This is a genomic window from Tepidimonas sp., assembly GCF_029335975.1.
Classification (GTDB): domain Bacteria; phylum Pseudomonadota; class Gammaproteobacteria; order Burkholderiales; family Burkholderiaceae_C; genus Tepidimonas.
This window is the reverse complement of sequence record NZ_JARJMT020000018.1, coordinates 1-13,565: the sequence shown is the minus strand read 5'-3', so window position 1 is coordinate 13,565 and position 13,565 is coordinate 1. Positions and strand designations below refer to the sequence as shown.

Here is a 13,565-nt window from a genome sequence, read left to right as displayed (position 1 = left end):
TGTTGTATTCGACCGAGGCGAAGGCCACGGGCACCCCGGCTGCGTTGAGCGAGGCATCCGGGTTGTAGTGCATGACGAGAAAGATGCCGGTGACGAGCTGAATGTCCAGCACCAGCAGGGCCAGCGAGCCGAAGAAGTACCGGAACTTGAAGTTCTTCGGCGCAGAGTAGTCGGCCAGATGCTCCGTGTAGAGCTTAGACACCGGGAAGCGGTTGTCAATCCACGTCAGGAGCTGCTCGCCGCGCGACGCGTTGGGGGGGGCTTCCTTGAATTCGGCCATGATGAATTCCCTAGTGCGTGGATTCGGTGCAAAAGCGGCAGATCAGGCTTTGGGCGGATCTTCGCCGATCAGCACGACCGTATCCGAGACATAGTGGTGCGGCGGCACCTCCAGATTGTCAGGGGCCGGCTTGTTTTTGAACACCCGACCCGCCATGTCGAAAGTCGAGCCGTGGCAGGGGCACAGAAAGCCGCCTTTCCAGTCGTCGGGCAGCGACGGCTGCGGCCCGGGCTGCAGCTTATCCACCGGCGAACAACCCAAGTGGGTGCAGATGCCGACCGCCACCAGTATCTCCGGCTTGATCGAGCGGTGGCGATTTTTCGCATACGCCGGTGTCGGATAAGCCTTGCGGTCAGAGGCTGGGTCGGCCAGTTGGTCCTCGACCTGCTCCAGCGACGCCAGCTGCTCTGGGGTGCGGCGCATCACCCAAACCGGCTTGCCCCGCCACTCGACGACGACTTTCTCGCCAGGCTGAATTTTGGAGATATCGACTTCCACCGAGGCGCCGGCGGCCTTGGCACGCTCGGACGGCGCAAACGAACTGACGAAGGGTACCGCAACGGCCGCCACCCCCGCGCCGCCCACGGCGCACGAGGTAATCAGCCAGGTCCGGCGATCTTGGTCTAGGTTGGCTTCGCTCATGGGGGCTCTTTCTGAGAAGGCTGAGGCAAGTCGGAGTGCGCGCACCACCAGTGCGTGACGCCTACACGAAAACCGCTATATATTGTAATGGATTGACGCTCAGGCAAACCCTAATCCACGACACCATCAGGCCGATCTCCCTGCGCGCGCATCGCCCAGGCCGCCTCCAGCGCCGCCAGCAGGCTCGAAGGGTCGGCCCGCCCCCGCCCCGCCAGGTCGAACGCCGTCCCGTGGTCGGGGCTGGTGCGCACGAACGGCAAGCCCAGCGTGGTGTTGACACCCCGCTCGAGCCCCAGATACTTGACCGGGATGAGGCCCTGATCATGGTACATAGCGACCACCACATCGAATTCTCCAGCCCGAGCGCGCATGAACACCGTGTCCGGCGGGTGCGGTCCCGTGACCTCCCACCCTGCGGCCTGCGCGCGGGCGATGGCCGGCGCGATGATATCGATCTCCTCCCGTCCGAACAATCCGCCCTCGCCCGCATGCGGGTTGAGCCCCGCGACGGCGATGCGGCAGCGTGTCCAGCCCAACAGCCGGCAAAAATGATCGTGGGTGATGCGCAGCGTCTCCCACACGGCCGCTTCGGTGACGGCCTCGATTGCCGCGCGCAGTGGCATGTGGATGCTGACCAACACGGTGCGCAAGACATCGTTGGACAGCATCATGCGCACCGGCAGCTCGGTCGGCGGCACGCCGCGCGCCTGCGCAGCGATGCGCTGCAGCAACTCGGTGTGGCCGGGCACATCGAGGCCAGCGGCGGCCAGCGCGGCCTTGTGCAACGGGGCAGTCACAATGGCACTGACCTGCCCGCGCAGTGCGGCATGGGCGGCGGCGATGACCGCATCGGCGGCCGCCCGCCCGGCCACGGCACTGACCTCGCCAAAGCGCGGCAGCGCCGGGATGGACACTGCGGGCCACACTGGCACGCATCGGGGCGGAACGTGCACCGCCTGCGCCGGTCCATCCAACACGGCGATGGGCAAGAGCCCTCCACCCACCTGCGCCGCGCGCCGCATCACAGCCACATCCCCCACCACCACACAGCGGGACGACCACTCGGGCCAGCGCCGGAACACCTCGGCCACGATCTCAGGCCCGATGCCTGCGGCATCCCCCATGGTGATGGCGATGGGGGCATCGCCCCGGTCGGCGGGCATGCGGGATGCGTCCATCAGGCGGGGTTATCGATATCGATGAAGCAGTGCTCGATGCCGAGCTGGGCGGCCACATGCGCGCCGACGGCGGGCGCGCCGTAGCGCTCGGTGGCGTGGTGCCCGCACGCCAGGAAGGCCACCCCGCACTCGCGCGCCAGGTGCGCCTGGGGTTCGGAGATCTCGCCGGTCAAAAAGGCGTCGGCGCCGGCGGCGATGGCGGCCTCGAAATAGCCCTGCGCCCCGCCGCTGCACCAGGCCACCCGTCGGATCGGCCGTCCATCTCCCGGCACCCAGGTGATGCGCCGGCCCAGCACCGCCTCGGCGCGCGCGGCCAGTGCCGCGATGTGCGGCATGTCGCACTCGCCAAGAAAGCCCAGCTGCTGTTCTCCAAACCGCCCCCAGCCATCGCCCAGCGGCGCAAAACCCAAGCGCTGTCCGAGCTGAGCGTTGTTGCCCAGCTCGGCATGCGCATCGAGCGGCAGGTGGTACGCATACAGGTTGATGTCGTGGGTGAGCAGCCGCTGCAGGCGGGCTTTCATCCAGCCGGTGACGGTGCCGTGCTGCCCGCGCCAAAACAGGCCGTGGTGCACCAAGACGGCGTCGGCTCCGGCGTCGATGGCGGCCTCGATCAGGGCCAGGCTGGCGGTGACCCCGCTGACCAAGCGGCGCACCGACTGACACCCCTCGACCTGCAGGCCGTTGGGGCCGTAATCCTGAAAGCGCGCCGGCTCCAGCAGCGCGTCCAGCGCGGCCAACAGCGCGTCACGGGTGGTGCCGCCGGATGCAGCATCCGCAGCAGACAGGGCGCGGTCTTGCATGAACGAATTGTCACACCACCCGCTCACCGAGCGTCAGGATTTGCCAGCAGCGCGCTCGGACTCCGCCATCTTGCGCGAGAAGAAGCGGTAGAACCACACCGCCATGGCGACGACAAAGGCAATCACCCCGGCGCTCATGAGCCCGTAATCGGTCGAAAAAAGGTCCACAATCGCTTTCATTCTGGTGCTCCAGCGTCGTTTAGAGTCGTGCTGTTATTGAAGCCGCGGACAGCGGCGCCTGTATTGACCTATATCAACCCTGTTGCAAACAGGGTCAGGCCGGCAGAGCGCCGGCGGAAAGTGCCTATGAAACGCTATTGGTTGATCTTCTCTCAAACCGTCACGGTGCTGCTGGCCATTTGGTTCGTGGTCGCCACCCTCAAGCCGCATTGGCTGACCTGGCGACCCTCGCTGTCGAGCGTGGTGCCGGTGTTCGAGGTGGAACCCGACACCCGCAGCGCCGTCATCGCAGGAACCAGCCTTGCCGCGGCAGCGCGAGCAGCGGCCCCCGCCGTGGTGAGCATCAGCACCAGCAAGGCGGTGCGCCATCCGCATGCGCAGGAGCCGTGGTTTCGGTTTTTCTTTGGCGAGCGCCCCGAGTTTCAACCCCAGGCAGGACTGGGATCGGGCGTGATCGTCAGCCCGGCCGGCTACATCCTGACCAACAACCATGTGGTGGAAGAGGCGGACGAAATCCTGGTGCAGCTCAGCGACGGGCGCCAGGCCCCGGCCCAGGTCATCGGCACCGATCCCGACACCGACTTGGCTGTGCTGCGCATTACCCTGCCCGATTTGCCGGTGATCGTGTTGGGGCGATCCGAAGCGCTGCAGGTCGGCGACAGAGTGCTGGCCATTGGCAACCCGTTCGGGGTGGGTCAGACCGTCACCGCCGGCATCGTCAGCGCCTTGGGGCGTAGCCAGCTCGGCATCAACACCTTCGAAAATTTCATCCAGACCGATGCGGCGATCAACCCGGGCAACTCCGGTGGCGCGCTGGTCGATGCCGAGGGGCGCCTGGTCGGCATCAACACGGCGATCTATTCGCGCTCGGGCGGATCGATGGGGATCGGCTTTGCCATCCCGATGGCGACCGCGCGTGAGGTGATGGAGGCCATCGTGCGCGACGGCGCCGTCACGCGCGGCTGGATCGGTGTGGAACCGCAGGAATTGACACCCGAGCTGGCCGATCATTTCGGCGTGCCGCAGGCCAGCGGAGTGATCGTGACGGGGGTGTTGCAGGACGGCCCAGCAGCCCAAGCCGGTATTCGACCCGGTGACATCATCAGTCGTGTGCAACAAACCCCGATCCGGGACGTGACCACCCTGCTGGCGGCTGTGGCCGCGCTCAAGCCCGGTGTGCCGGCCGAGTTGGAGGTGCAGCGGCGCGACGGGGCCCGCACCTTGAGCATCGTACCGGCGCGTCGGCCGCCCAACGCAGCGCGTTGAAGCGCATCACCCGCCTGTCACGAAGACGAGCCGTCCGTCGCAGACGAGGACGCGCCGCCGTCCTCCGCGGAGGCCTTACCGCGCGCAAACCAACGCGCGCCGATGATACCCACCTCGTACAACAGACACATCGGGATGGCCAGCGCCAGTTGCGAGATCACATCGGGCGGCGTCACGATCGCCGCGATGATGAAGGCCACGACGATGAAGTAGCCGCGAAAGGACTTGAGCTTGTCAATGCCCACCATATCGAAGCGGACCATCAGCATGACCACCACCGGAACCTGGAAGGCCAGCCCGAAAGCCAGGTAGAGTGACAGGATCGCCTCGACATAAGACGCAATGTCCGGCGTGGCATTGACGCTGGCCGGGGTGAAGCCCTGGATGAAGGCAAACATTTTGTCCAGCACGAAAAACTGGACGAACGCAATGCCCAGGTAGGCCAACAGGCTGCCGATGATGATCAGCGGCAGGGCAAAGCGTTTCTCGTGGCTGTACAGGCCCGGTGCGACGAACGCCCAGATTTGGTAGATGACCCAGGGCAGCGCCATCAGCAGACCGGCCATCATCAGTACTTTGAGCGGTACGAAAAACGGGGTGAACACCCCGACCGCGATGAGCTTGACATCCGGCGGCATGTGCGCCCGGATCGGGATGGCGATGAAGTCGATGAGGCCACTGGGGCCGGGCCAGATGGCCAGCAACACCATGCACACCCCCACGCCCGCCAGGGCGTACAGGATGCGGTCGCGCAATTCCATGAGGTGCGCGACGAAAGGCTGCTCGGTGCCGGCGAGCTCGTCGCCGGAGTCTCGGGGATCGGCCATGGATCAGCGCAGGGGAGTCTTGGGACGATAGCGGGCCACACGCGCTGCGCCGGACAGGGCCCGGGTGCGAATGCCGGCGCGGGCTTTGTACCACTGGGGCACGGCCTGGCGCTTGAGACGGAAGTTTTTTTTGGGCCGCCGATATTCGGGATAGACCGGCGCACCGATGGACGCCAGGTCATCGTAGGACCTCGATGGGCCGGACGACGACTGTCCCTCGAGGCCGGCTGTCACTTCGGACCATTCCCGCTCGAACTCGGCCGCCGTCGAGCTGACCTGCGTCTCGACGTCGCGGGCGGTCTTTTCGACCGCCTCTTTCATGCGTTTGAGCTCTTCGAGCTCGATGGTGCGGTTGACTTCGGCTTTGACTTCGGCGACATAGCGTTGCGCCTTGCCCAGCAGCGCGCCGACGGTGCGCGCTACGCGCGGCAATTTCTCGGGGCCAATGACGACGAGCGCCACGACCCCAATGAGGGCGAGCTTGGAAATACCGAGGTCGATCATGCGGGGGCAGCCGCGCTCACGACTTGGTCTTGGCGTCGACGTCGATGGTGGTCTTCTCGGCCGCCTTGTCCTGGCCCACCTGTGCCGCCGCGGTGGGCGGCGACTCCGGCGCACTGCCGTCGCGCATACCGTCCTTGAAGCCTTTGACCGCGCTGCCCAGATCGGAGCCGATGTTCTTGAGCTTCTTGGTGCCGAAGACCAGTACCACGATCAGCAAAACGACCAGCCAGTGCCAAATAGAAAAACTGCCCATGTGCTACTCCAACGACGGGGCCGCCGCCCCGATACCGGGTTCGATTCTACGCAGCGCCCGGGGTTCGATCGGCGCCAAGATACTGCGATTGTGCCCCAAAGGCCGCGCGATGGGATTCAACCTTTGCGCCAGGGGCGCGGCCCACCGATGACATGCATGTGCAGGTGGTGCACTTCCTGCCCGCCGTGCTCGCCGGTGTTGACGACGATGCGAAACCCGCCTTGCGGGTACGGCAGGCAGCCCTGTTCCAAGGCCAGACGCGGGGCGAGCACCATCATGCGGCCCATCAGCCGCTCGTGCTCGGTACCCAACTGGGCCATGGATGGGATGTGTGCTTTGGGAATGATCAAAAAGTGCACCGGCGCCCACGGGTGGATATCGTGGAAGGCGTAGAGCTCATCGTCTTCGTACACCTTGCGGCTGGGGATTTGGCCGGCGACGATTTTGCAAAAGATGCAGTTGGGCTCGTGCGACATGATCGGTCGGGTCGGGATCGAAGAAGGGCAGATCAGACGGGCATGGGCCGGCGGTCGTTCCAGTACAGAAAGCCCTTGACCAGTCGGTACAGGGACCAGACGGCCGCGACGATCAGAATCACCGCGCCTACCCCAACGACGAGGGTGAGCAAACCGAGCACAGCCCACAGCAGACTCCACCAGAAGGTGCGGATCTGCCAGGTGAAATGGCTTTCGTAGAGTGTGCCGGCGACATCCTCGCGCTTGACATAGTTGATGATGATGCCCACAAGCGCCGTCACGGCGACGAACCACGAGGCCGCATAGAGGATATAGACCGCCAGCGTGAGCCGGCGCAGACTGGCGAGCTGCTCGGGCGTCTTGGGGGTGACATCGATCACGGACGGGGTCGACATGGATGCCTCCTGCAGCTCGCGCTTACGGCTGATCGGGTAGGGATTGTGCCTCGGCCTCGCGCGCACGGGCCCGACGCAGGGCTTTTTCTTCGAGCCCGGACAGGCCCTCACGGCGCGCCAATTCGGCCACCACATCGGCCGGCCCAAGACCGAAGTGCGCCAGCGCGATCAGGCTGTGGAACCAGAGGTCGGCCACCTCGCCCACGAAAGCCTGCGCGCTGCCGACACCATGCTGCAGGTCCTTGGCCGCCATCACGGCCTCGCCCGCCTCCTCGGTGATTTTCTTCAGAAAGGCATCCGGCCCCTTGTGCAGCAGACGCGCCACATAGCTGCGCTCGGGGTCGCCACCGGCAGCCGGCTTGCGGCTGTCGATGACGGCGGCCAGGCGCAGCAGGATATCGAGTACAGGGGTGTCGGTCATGGTCAGCGGTAGATGGATTTCGGATCCTTGAGCACGGGATCGACGGCTTGCCACTGGCCGCGCTGCGTGTCCAGGCGCTGATAAAAACAGCTGTGGCGCCCGGTGTGGCAGGCGATGCCCGGCTCATGGCCCAGCTGCGTCACCTGCAGCAGCACCACGTCCTCGTCGCAGTCGAGGCGAATTTCGTGCACCAACTGCACATGGCCGGATTCCTCCCCCTTGTACCACAGACAGCCGCGCGAACGGCTGTAGTAGACGGCGCGGCCCAGCTCGGCGGTCTTTTGCAGCGCCTCGCGGTTCATCCAGGCGAACATCAACACATCGCCCGTCCCGCGCTCTTGAGCAATCACGGGCACCAGGCCCTGCGCGTCCCATCGGATTCGATCCAGCCAATCGGTCATGCCGCTCACCTGCGTATGGGGATACCCGCTTCGGCCAAGCGCTGCTTGGCCTGGGCAATGGTGTATTCGCCGTAGTGAAAGATGCTGGCCGCCAGCACCGCGTCGGCCCCCCCGACGCGAATGCCGTCCACCAGATGGTCCAGATGGCCCACCCCGCCCGAGGCGATCACGGGGATGTCCACCGCGTCGCTGACGGCGCGGGTGAGCTCGAGGTCGAAGCCCGCCTTGGTGCCGTCGCGGTCCATGCTGGTGAGCAGGATTTCCCCCGCTCCCAAGTCCGCCATCTGGCGCGCCCAGGCGACCGCATCCAGCCCGACGTTTTTGCGCCCGCCGTGGGAATAGACATCCCACCCGGGCCCCAAAGGCCGGCCGTGCGGGCCGGGGCGTTGGCACTCGTCGGCCGAGCGCCGCTTGGCGTCGATGGCCACGACGATGCACTGCGAGCCATACCTGCCTGACGCATCGCGGATGACCTGGGGATTGGCGATGGCAGCAGAGTTGAAGCTGACCTTGTCTGCTCCAGCATTGAGCAGTCGGCGCACATCCTCCACGCTGCGCACGCCGCCGCCTACCGTCAGCGGAATGAACACCTGGCTGGCCACCGCCTCGATGATGGGCAGGATCAGGTCGCGCCCGTCGCTGGTGGCCGTGATGTCCAGAAAGGTCAGCTCGTCGGCGCCCTGCTCGTTGTAACGTGCGGCGATCTCCACCGGGTCGCCGGCGTCGCGCAGCTCGGCGAAATTGACCCCTTTGACGACCCGCCCGCCGGTGACGTCCAGGCACGGGATGATGCGCTTGGCCAGCATCACTCAGGCATCCACGCCGTCGACCAGGCGAACCGCCGCGGCGTAGTCCAGTTCACCGCTGTAGATGGCACGACCGCAGATGACGCCCTCCACGCCCTCGGACTCGACCTTGCACAGGCGACGGACATCATCCAGGTTGGACAGCCCGCCCGAGGCGATGACCGGAATCGACAGGGCCTGCGCGAGCCGCACCGTGGCCTCGATGTTGATACCGGTGAGCATGCCGTCGCGGCCGATATCGGTGTAGATGACGGCCTCCACGCCGTAGCCCTCGAACTTGCGCGCCAGGTCCACCACCTCATGGCCGGTCAGCTTGCTCCAGCCGTCGGTGGCGACCTTGCCATCCTTGGCGTCCAGCCCGACGATGATGTGGCCACCGAAGGCCGTGCAGGCGTCCTGCAGAAAGCCCGGGTTTTTCACGGCCGCCGTACCGATGATGACATAGCGCAAGCCGGCGTCGAGGTAGCGCTCGATGGTGTCCAGATCGCGGATGCCGCCGCCGAGTTGCACATCGACTTCGTCGCCCACCTCGCGCAGGATGCGCCGAATGGCCGCTTCGTTGCGGGGTTTGCCGGCGAAGGCGCCGTTGAGATCTACTAGGTGCAGGCGACGCGCGCCCTGCTCGACCCAGTGGCGGGCCATGGCGGCGGGGTCGTCGCTGAATACGGTGGACTGGTCCATGTCGCCTTGCTTGAGGCGCACGCACTGGCCGTCTTTCAGGTCGATGGCAGGAATCAGCAGCATGGCTCGTCGGAGTGGGGACTTCAGGGGTTCCAGTGCAGGAAGTTGCGGTACAGCGCCAGCCCCTGGTCCGAGCTTTTTTCGGGGTGGAACTGGGTGGCAAATAGATTGTCGCACGCGATGGCGCTGGCAAAGCGCACGCCGTATTCGGTGATGCCAGCGGCATGCGCCGGGTTGGCCGGATGGGCGTGGTAGCTGTGCACGAAGTAATAGTAACTCCCATCCGGGATGCCGGTCCACAGCGGATGGGGCGTGGGCCGCTCGCTGGGGCCGTGTTCGAAACCGTACCACACCCGATTCCAGCCCATCTGCGGCACCTTGAAGCGGCTGCCATCCGGCTGGCTCTGCCCCTCGAGGCGAAACCGAACCACCTCTCCGGCAATCAGGCCCAGGCCGGCGGTGTCGCCTTCCTCGGAGTGCTCCAACAGCATCTGCATGCCCACGCACACCCCGAACAGCGGCTTGGTGGCCGCGGCGTGTAGGACCGCCTCGCGCAGGCCGCTGCGCTCGAGTTCGGCCATGCAGTCGGGCATGGCCCCCTGCCCTGGCAACACGACGCGATGCGCATCGCGCACCGCCTGCGGACTGGCGGTCACCACCACCTGGACATGCTCGCTGGCCAGCGCCGCATGGATCAGCGCCTGTGCCACCGAACGCAGATTGCCCATGCCGTAGTCGACGACCGCAACCGTCTCGCGCTTGACCGAAATATTCATCGTGATGGACGGGGATTCGGCGTGCACCGGCCTCACAGGCTGCCTTTGGTCGAGGGGATGGCGTCCCCCAGCCGGGGGTCGCGCTCCAGCGCGGCGCGCAGCGCGCGCGCAAAGGCCTTGAAAATCGTCTCGCACTGGTGGTGGGCGTTGTGGCCCTTGAGGTTGTCGATGTGCAGCGTCACGCCGGCGTGGTTGACGAAGCCCTGGAAAAACTCATACACGAGTTGGGTGTCGAGCTGGCCGATCATCCCCGCTGTGAACTGCGCCTCCATGTGCAGGCCGGGGCGACCGGAAAAATCCACGACGACGCGCGACAGTGCCTCGTCCAGCGGCACATAGGCGTGGCCGTAGCGGCGGATGCCGCGTTTGTCACCGACTGCGCGCGCCACCGCCTGCCCGAGGGTGATGCCCACGTCTTCCACCGTGTGGTGGCCGTCGATGTGCAGGTCGCCGCGGCACTCGATCTCCAGATCGATCAGGCCGTGGCGGGCGATCTGGTCCAGCATGTGATCAAAAAAGCCGATGCCGGTGTCGAGCCGAGCGCGGCCGGTGCCGTCGAGGTCCACACGCACACGGATCTGGGTCTCGGCCGTCACACGCTGGACGTCCGCGGTGCGGGCGGGGGCACTGGGGGCAGGCAGGGTGGTCATAGCGAGGGCGGCAGCGCCGCAAGCAGCGCCGCGTTCTCGGCGGGCGTGCCCACGGTCAGGCGCAAGCAGTTGACAAGAAGCGGATGCATTGTAGAGACATTCTTCACGAGGATGCCACGCGCGCGCAAGCCGGCATAGGCCTTGGCAGCGTCCGGCACCCGCACGAGGATCATGTTGGCCTCGCTGGGGTAGGGCTGCACGCCGGGCAGCACGGCCAAGGCATGCAGCAGACGTTGCCGCTCGGCTCGGATCGCTGCGGCCTGTTCGGCAAACACCCCCGCATGCTCCAGCGCGAACAGCGCACACTCGGCGTTGAGGGCGCTGACGTTGTAGGGCGGGCGCACCTTGTCGATCTGCGCCACGAGCGGCGCGGCCCCGATCAGGTAGCCCAAGCGTGCCCCAGCCAGGCCAAACTTGGACAGCGTTCGCATGACCAGCACATGCCCATGGGCCTGCGGATCGGCGCGCCACTCGTCGAGCCAGGTGTGCCGGGCAAAGGGCTGGTAGGCCTCATCCATGACGACGAGCCCACCCACTGCGCCGACAGCGGCGATCAGCCGCCGAATCACGGCCGGATCCCAGCAGTTGGCCGTCGGGTTGTTGGGGTAGGCCAAATAGGTGATGGCGGGGCGGATGCGGGCGATGGCCTCGAGCATCGCGGCCTCGTCGAGCGCAAAGTCGGGTGTCAGCGGCACACCGTGGAAGGCCAGGCCCTGCAACTGGGCGCTCATGGCGTACATGACGAAAGCCGGCACCGGCGCCAGAATGCTGGCCCCAGGCCGATCGCAGGCCATCGCCAGCAGGCTGATCAACTCGTCCGACCCGTTGCCGAGCATGAGCGCAGCACCCGCGGGCAGATCGACGTGCGCCGCCAGCGCGCGCTTGAGGTCCTCGATGCGCGGGCCCGGATAGCGGTTGATGGCCACCGCCCCCAGCCGTTGGCCGAGGGCGTGTTGCAGCGCCTGCGGCAGCGGATAGGGGTTTTCCATGGCATCCAGCTTGATCAGGCCGGTTGCGTCTTGAATGGCGTAGGCGTGCATACCTTGCACATCCTGGCGGATGCGCCGCAGCGCCGCCTCCAGCAGCGGAGTCATGCCGCGCCCTCCTCGCGCAGGCGCAGCTCGGCGGCGCGCGCGTGGGCGGTCAGGCCCTCGCCATGCGCCAGCACCGACGCGATGCGGCCCAGCGTCTGCGCCCCCGAGGCGCTGACTTCGATGAGGCTGGAGCGTTTCTGGAAGTCGTACACCCCCAACGGGCTGGAAAAGCGTGCCGTACCGCTGGTGGGCAGCACATGGTTGGGACCGGCGCAGTAGTCACCCAGACTCTCGCTGGTGTAGGCGCCCAAAAAGATGGCCCCGGCATGACGCAGCAGCGGCTCCCAGCGATGCGGCTCTCGGCTGGCGATCTCCAGATGCTCCGGCGCGATGCGGTTGCTCAAGGCGCAGGCCTCTTCCATGCTGCGGGTGCGGATGAGCGCCCCCCGCCCCTCGAGGCTGCGCGCGATGATGTCTGCGCGCGGCATCGTGGGCAGCAGCCGGTCGATGGCGGCCTGCACCGCCTCCAGATAGGCCACATCTGGGCACAGCAGGATGGATTGCGCCAGCTCGTCATGCTCCGCTTGGCTGAACAAATCCATCGCCACCCAGTCGGGCGGCGTGGTGCCGTCGGCCAGCACCAGGATTTCGCTCGGCCCCGCGATCATGTCGATGCCGACGGTGCCAAACACATGCTTCTTGGCGCTGGCGACATAGGCATTGCCCGGGCCGGTGATCTTGTCCACCCGGGGGATGGTCGCCGTGCCATAGGCCAGCGCCGCTACGGCCTGCGCCCCACCGATCGCGAATGCGCGGTTCACCCCCGCGACGTGCGCCGCGGCCAGCACGAGTGGATTGCGCTCGCCGCGCGGGGTCGGCACCACCATCACGATCTCAGGCACACCCGCCACGTGGGCCGGGATGGCGTTCATCAACACGCTGGACGGGTAGGCGGCCTTGCCGCCCGGTACATAGATGCCGACGCGATCCAGCGGCGTCACTTTCTGGCCCAGCAACGTGCCGTCGGCGTCGCGGAACTGCCAGGAGCGGCCACAGGCCTCGAGCTGCGCCTCGTGGTAGCGGCGCACGCGCGCGGCCGCCTGCTGCAAGGCATCGCGCTGGTCGCCGGGGATGGCCTCGTAGGCTGCGCGCAGGGCGTCGGCGCTGAGCTCCAGGTCGGCGATACGCTCGGCGGGCACGGCATCGAAGCGACGGGTGTACTCCAGCACCGCCGCATCGCCCCGGGCGCGCACATCGGCCAAAATGGCCGCCACCCGGGATTCGATCGCGGCATCGGTGTCCGCCGACCAATGCAGCCGCGCCGCAAAGCGCGCCTCGAAATCGGTATCGGCGGTGTCCAGTCGCAGGGGAAGGGCTCGGGGGGTATCGGTAGCAGCAGTCATAAGCACGATTGTCGCAGCACAGCGGGCAAAGCGGGGCGAGCCTGATGGCGCGCGAACGGGGCAGCCCGTTGACTGAGGTGCCCGTCGAATTTCGCCTTCCAAGGGGCCGCTCTCATCCTGCCTTGGATTGCTGAGCAGCATGCTTGCTGATCCAGTTCTCGAGGAACCGAACCGGCGGGCTGTAGCCCAGGGTGCAGTGGCAGCGACTGCGGTTGTCCCAGCAATCGCCCTTGCGGCTCATCGAGGCGGTCATGCCGTACTCGCTGAGCCTGGCCGTCATGGCCTGGCTGGCGTACTGGCTGCCACGGTCGCTGCGACAGAGCACGCCGGCGCCCACGAGCTTGCCCGCCTCGGCCGCCTTCGCCCAGTTGCGCAGCGTTTGCTCGACCAGGCCCAGCTCCCTGGCGGCCACCACGATGCCCACCGCCTGGGCGTGCTTGACGGCCTGTTCTTTGAGCTCGGCCGTGTGCTCCTGCTTCGGAATTGTCTTCATCTCTCGTCCTTCAGGTCTCGATGCCAACCATCGGCTCCTGGAAGACGAAAAACGGCGGGCAGCTCACCGGAGGATGTCGTTGGCGCTATGCGCATGGCC

Annotated in this window: 18 protein-coding genes and 3 pseudogenes; 1 reads left to right on the top strand and 20 read right to left on the bottom strand. The window is 66.5% G+C overall.

The annotated features are described in order from the left end of the window. The 5 genes and pseudogenes from P3W97_RS01010 to P3W97_RS00990 form a co-directional block, all read right to left on the bottom strand. Positions 1-280 (bottom strand): annotated as a pseudogene (locus tag P3W97_RS01010) (cytochrome bc complex cytochrome b subunit); the annotation flags it as partial. A 42-nt stretch (positions 281-322) separates the two neighbouring features. Further along, positions 323-922 carry a ubiquinol-cytochrome c reductase iron-sulfur subunit gene (gene petA / locus P3W97_RS01005; RefSeq protein ID WP_300843111.1) on the bottom strand — a complete coding sequence of 200 codons (600 nt, stop codon included), beginning with the start codon at positions 920-922 and terminating at the stop codon, positions 323-325. 110 nt (positions 923-1,032) lie between these two features. Next, the gene (gene pdxA, locus P3W97_RS01000; RefSeq protein WP_300843110.1) at positions 1,033-2,100 is read right to left on the bottom strand and encodes a 4-hydroxythreonine-4-phosphate dehydrogenase PdxA; all 1,068 of its coding nucleotides are present in this window, start codon (positions 2,098-2,100) and stop codon (positions 1,033-1,035) included. Continuing rightward, the gene (locus tag P3W97_RS00995; protein ID WP_300843109.1) at positions 2,100-2,900 is read right to left on the bottom strand and encodes a Nif3-like dinuclear metal center hexameric protein; all 801 of its coding nucleotides are present in this window, start codon (positions 2,898-2,900) and stop codon (positions 2,100-2,102) included. The genes pdxA and P3W97_RS00995 overlap by 1 nt, the downstream gene beginning before the upstream one ends. Positions 2,901-2,933: 33 nt before the next feature. Next, positions 2,934-3,080, bottom strand: coding sequence for a DUF3149 domain-containing protein (locus P3W97_RS00990; protein WP_300843108.1), 147 nt, complete (start codon positions 3,078-3,080; stop codon positions 2,934-2,936). A 126-nt stretch (positions 3,081-3,206) separates the two neighbouring features. Here P3W97_RS00990 and P3W97_RS00985 point away from each other — a divergent pair, with 126 nt between their 5' ends. Beyond that, the gene (locus P3W97_RS00985) at positions 3,207-4,346 is read left to right on the top strand and encodes a trypsin-like peptidase domain-containing protein (protein WP_300843107.1); all 1,140 of its coding nucleotides are present in this window, start codon (positions 3,207-3,209) and stop codon (positions 4,344-4,346) included. A gap of 17 nt (positions 4,347-4,363) precedes the next feature. Here the strand turns inward: P3W97_RS00985 and tatC are convergent, their stop codons facing one another. From tatC to P3W97_RS00910, 15 genes and pseudogenes are all read right to left on the bottom strand, one after another. Further along, positions 4,364-5,173, bottom strand: coding sequence for a twin-arginine translocase subunit TatC (gene tatC / locus P3W97_RS00980; protein WP_300843106.1), 810 nt, complete (start codon positions 5,171-5,173; stop codon positions 4,364-4,366). Positions 5,174-5,176: 3 nt separating this feature from the next. After that, positions 5,177-5,677, bottom strand: a complete 501-nt coding sequence (gene tatB / locus P3W97_RS00975; RefSeq protein ID WP_300843105.1) for a Sec-independent protein translocase protein TatB — start codon at positions 5,675-5,677, stop codon at positions 5,177-5,179. A 16-nt stretch (positions 5,678-5,693) separates the two neighbouring features. Next, positions 5,694-5,930: a Sec-independent protein translocase subunit TatA gene (gene tatA, locus P3W97_RS00970; protein ID WP_300843104.1), complete on the bottom strand. Its 237-nt coding sequence runs from the start codon at positions 5,928-5,930 to the stop codon at positions 5,694-5,696. Between the two features lie 116 nt (positions 5,931-6,046). Then, a complete protein-coding gene (locus P3W97_RS00965) occupies positions 6,047-6,406 on the bottom strand; it encodes a histidine triad nucleotide-binding protein (protein WP_300843103.1) in 360 nt (119 codons plus the stop codon). 32 nt (positions 6,407-6,438) lie between these two features. Next, positions 6,439-6,801, bottom strand: a complete 363-nt coding sequence (locus tag P3W97_RS00960; RefSeq protein WP_300843102.1) for a hypothetical protein — start codon at positions 6,799-6,801, stop codon at positions 6,439-6,441. Between the two features lie 22 nt (positions 6,802-6,823). Further along, positions 6,824-7,228, bottom strand: a complete 405-nt coding sequence (locus P3W97_RS00955; RefSeq protein WP_300843113.1) for a phosphoribosyl-ATP diphosphatase — start codon at positions 7,226-7,228, stop codon at positions 6,824-6,826. Further along, positions 7,225-7,623: a phosphoribosyl-AMP cyclohydrolase gene (gene hisI, locus P3W97_RS00950; protein WP_300843101.1), complete on the bottom strand. Its 399-nt coding sequence runs from the start codon at positions 7,621-7,623 to the stop codon at positions 7,225-7,227. Before hisI ends, P3W97_RS00955 begins: the two co-directional genes overlap by 4 nt. A 5-nt stretch (positions 7,624-7,628) precedes the next feature. Next, positions 7,629-8,429: an imidazole glycerol phosphate synthase subunit HisF gene (gene hisF, locus P3W97_RS00945; RefSeq protein ID WP_300843100.1), complete on the bottom strand. Its 801-nt coding sequence runs from the start codon at positions 8,427-8,429 to the stop codon at positions 7,629-7,631. A gap of 3 nt (positions 8,430-8,432) precedes the next feature. Continuing rightward, positions 8,433-9,173 (bottom strand): 1-(5-phosphoribosyl)-5-[(5-phosphoribosylamino)methylideneamino]imidazole-4-carboxamide isomerase, encoded by a 741-nt coding sequence (gene hisA / locus P3W97_RS00940; protein WP_300843099.1) that lies wholly within the window; start codon positions 9,171-9,173, stop codon positions 8,433-8,435. Positions 9,174-9,193: 20 nt separating this feature from the next. Beyond that, positions 9,194-9,886 (bottom strand): imidazole glycerol phosphate synthase subunit HisH, encoded by a 693-nt coding sequence (hisH, locus tag P3W97_RS00935; protein WP_300843112.1) that lies wholly within the window; start codon positions 9,884-9,886, stop codon positions 9,194-9,196. A 32-nt stretch (positions 9,887-9,918) separates the two neighbouring features. Then, on the bottom strand, positions 9,919-10,536 hold the full coding sequence (gene hisB, locus P3W97_RS00930; RefSeq protein ID WP_300843098.1) for an imidazoleglycerol-phosphate dehydratase HisB: 618 nt from the start codon (positions 10,534-10,536) through the stop codon (positions 9,919-9,921). Then, complete coding sequence (hisC, locus tag P3W97_RS00925) at positions 10,533-11,630, bottom strand: histidinol-phosphate transaminase (protein WP_300843097.1); 1,098 nt, start codon at positions 11,628-11,630, stop codon at positions 10,533-10,535. The genes hisB and hisC overlap by 4 nt, the downstream gene beginning before the upstream one ends. Continuing rightward, complete coding sequence (gene hisD, locus P3W97_RS00920; protein WP_300843096.1) at positions 11,627-12,973, bottom strand: histidinol dehydrogenase; 1,347 nt, start codon at positions 12,971-12,973, stop codon at positions 11,627-11,629. The genes hisC and hisD overlap by 4 nt, the downstream gene beginning before the upstream one ends. 112 nt (positions 12,974-13,085) lie before the next feature. Then, positions 13,086-13,301: pseudogene (locus tag P3W97_RS00915) on the bottom strand (IS3 family transposase); the annotation flags it as partial. Then, a pseudogene (locus tag P3W97_RS00910) lies at positions 13,299-13,466 on the bottom strand (transposase); the annotation flags it as partial. The pseudogenes P3W97_RS00910 and P3W97_RS00915, both read right to left, overlap by 3 nt. Between the last annotated feature and the right edge of the window lie 99 nt (positions 13,467-13,565).

What these genes read in the sequence shown, in the direction of transcription:
- petA (WP_300843111.1), bottom strand. Translation starts at nt 922, where the DNA reads ATGAGCGAAGCCAACCTAGACCAAGATCGCCGGACCTGGCTGATTACC.
- pdxA (WP_300843110.1), bottom strand. Translation starts at nt 2,100, where the DNA reads ATGGACGCATCCCGCATGCCCGCCGACCGGGGCGATGCCCCCATCGCC.
- P3W97_RS00995 (WP_300843109.1), bottom strand. Translation starts at nt 2,900, where the DNA reads ATGCAAGACCGCGCCCTGTCTGCTGCGGATGCTGCATCCGGCGGCACC.
- P3W97_RS00990 (WP_300843108.1), bottom strand. Translation starts at nt 3,080, where the DNA reads ATGAAAGCGATTGTGGACCTTTTTTCGACCGATTACGGGCTCATGAGC.
- P3W97_RS00985 (WP_300843107.1), top strand. Translation starts at nt 3,207, where the DNA reads ATGAAACGCTATTGGTTGATCTTCTCTCAAACCGTCACGGTGCTGCTG.
- tatC (WP_300843106.1), bottom strand. Translation starts at nt 5,173, where the DNA reads ATGGCCGATCCCCGAGACTCCGGCGACGAGCTCGCCGGCACCGAGCAG.
- tatB (WP_300843105.1), bottom strand. Translation starts at nt 5,677, where the DNA reads ATGATCGACCTCGGTATTTCCAAGCTCGCCCTCATTGGGGTCGTGGCG.
- tatA (WP_300843104.1), bottom strand. Translation starts at nt 5,930, where the DNA reads ATGGGCAGTTTTTCTATTTGGCACTGGCTGGTCGTTTTGCTGATCGTG.
- P3W97_RS00965 (WP_300843103.1), bottom strand. Translation starts at nt 6,406, where the DNA reads ATGTCGCACGAGCCCAACTGCATCTTTTGCAAAATCGTCGCCGGCCAA.
- P3W97_RS00960 (WP_300843102.1), bottom strand. Translation starts at nt 6,801, where the DNA reads ATGTCGACCCCGTCCGTGATCGATGTCACCCCCAAGACGCCCGAGCAG.
- hisI (WP_300843101.1), bottom strand. Translation starts at nt 7,623, where the DNA reads ATGACCGATTGGCTGGATCGAATCCGATGGGACGCGCAGGGCCTGGTG.
- hisF (WP_300843100.1), bottom strand. Translation starts at nt 8,429, where the DNA reads ATGCTGGCCAAGCGCATCATCCCGTGCCTGGACGTCACCGGCGGGCGG.
- hisA (WP_300843099.1), bottom strand. Translation starts at nt 9,173, where the DNA reads ATGCTGCTGATTCCTGCCATCGACCTGAAAGACGGCCAGTGCGTGCGC.
- hisH (WP_300843112.1), bottom strand. Translation starts at nt 9,886, where the DNA reads ATGAATATTTCGGTCAAGCGCGAGACGGTTGCGGTCGTCGACTACGGC.
- hisB (WP_300843098.1), bottom strand. Translation starts at nt 10,536, where the DNA reads ATGACCACCCTGCCTGCCCCCAGTGCCCCCGCCCGCACCGCGGACGTC.
- hisC (WP_300843097.1), bottom strand. Translation starts at nt 11,630, where the DNA reads ATGACTCCGCTGCTGGAGGCGGCGCTGCGGCGCATCCGCCAGGATGTG.
- hisD (WP_300843096.1), bottom strand. Translation starts at nt 12,973, where the DNA reads ATGACTGCTGCTACCGATACCCCCCGAGCCCTTCCCCTGCGACTGGAC.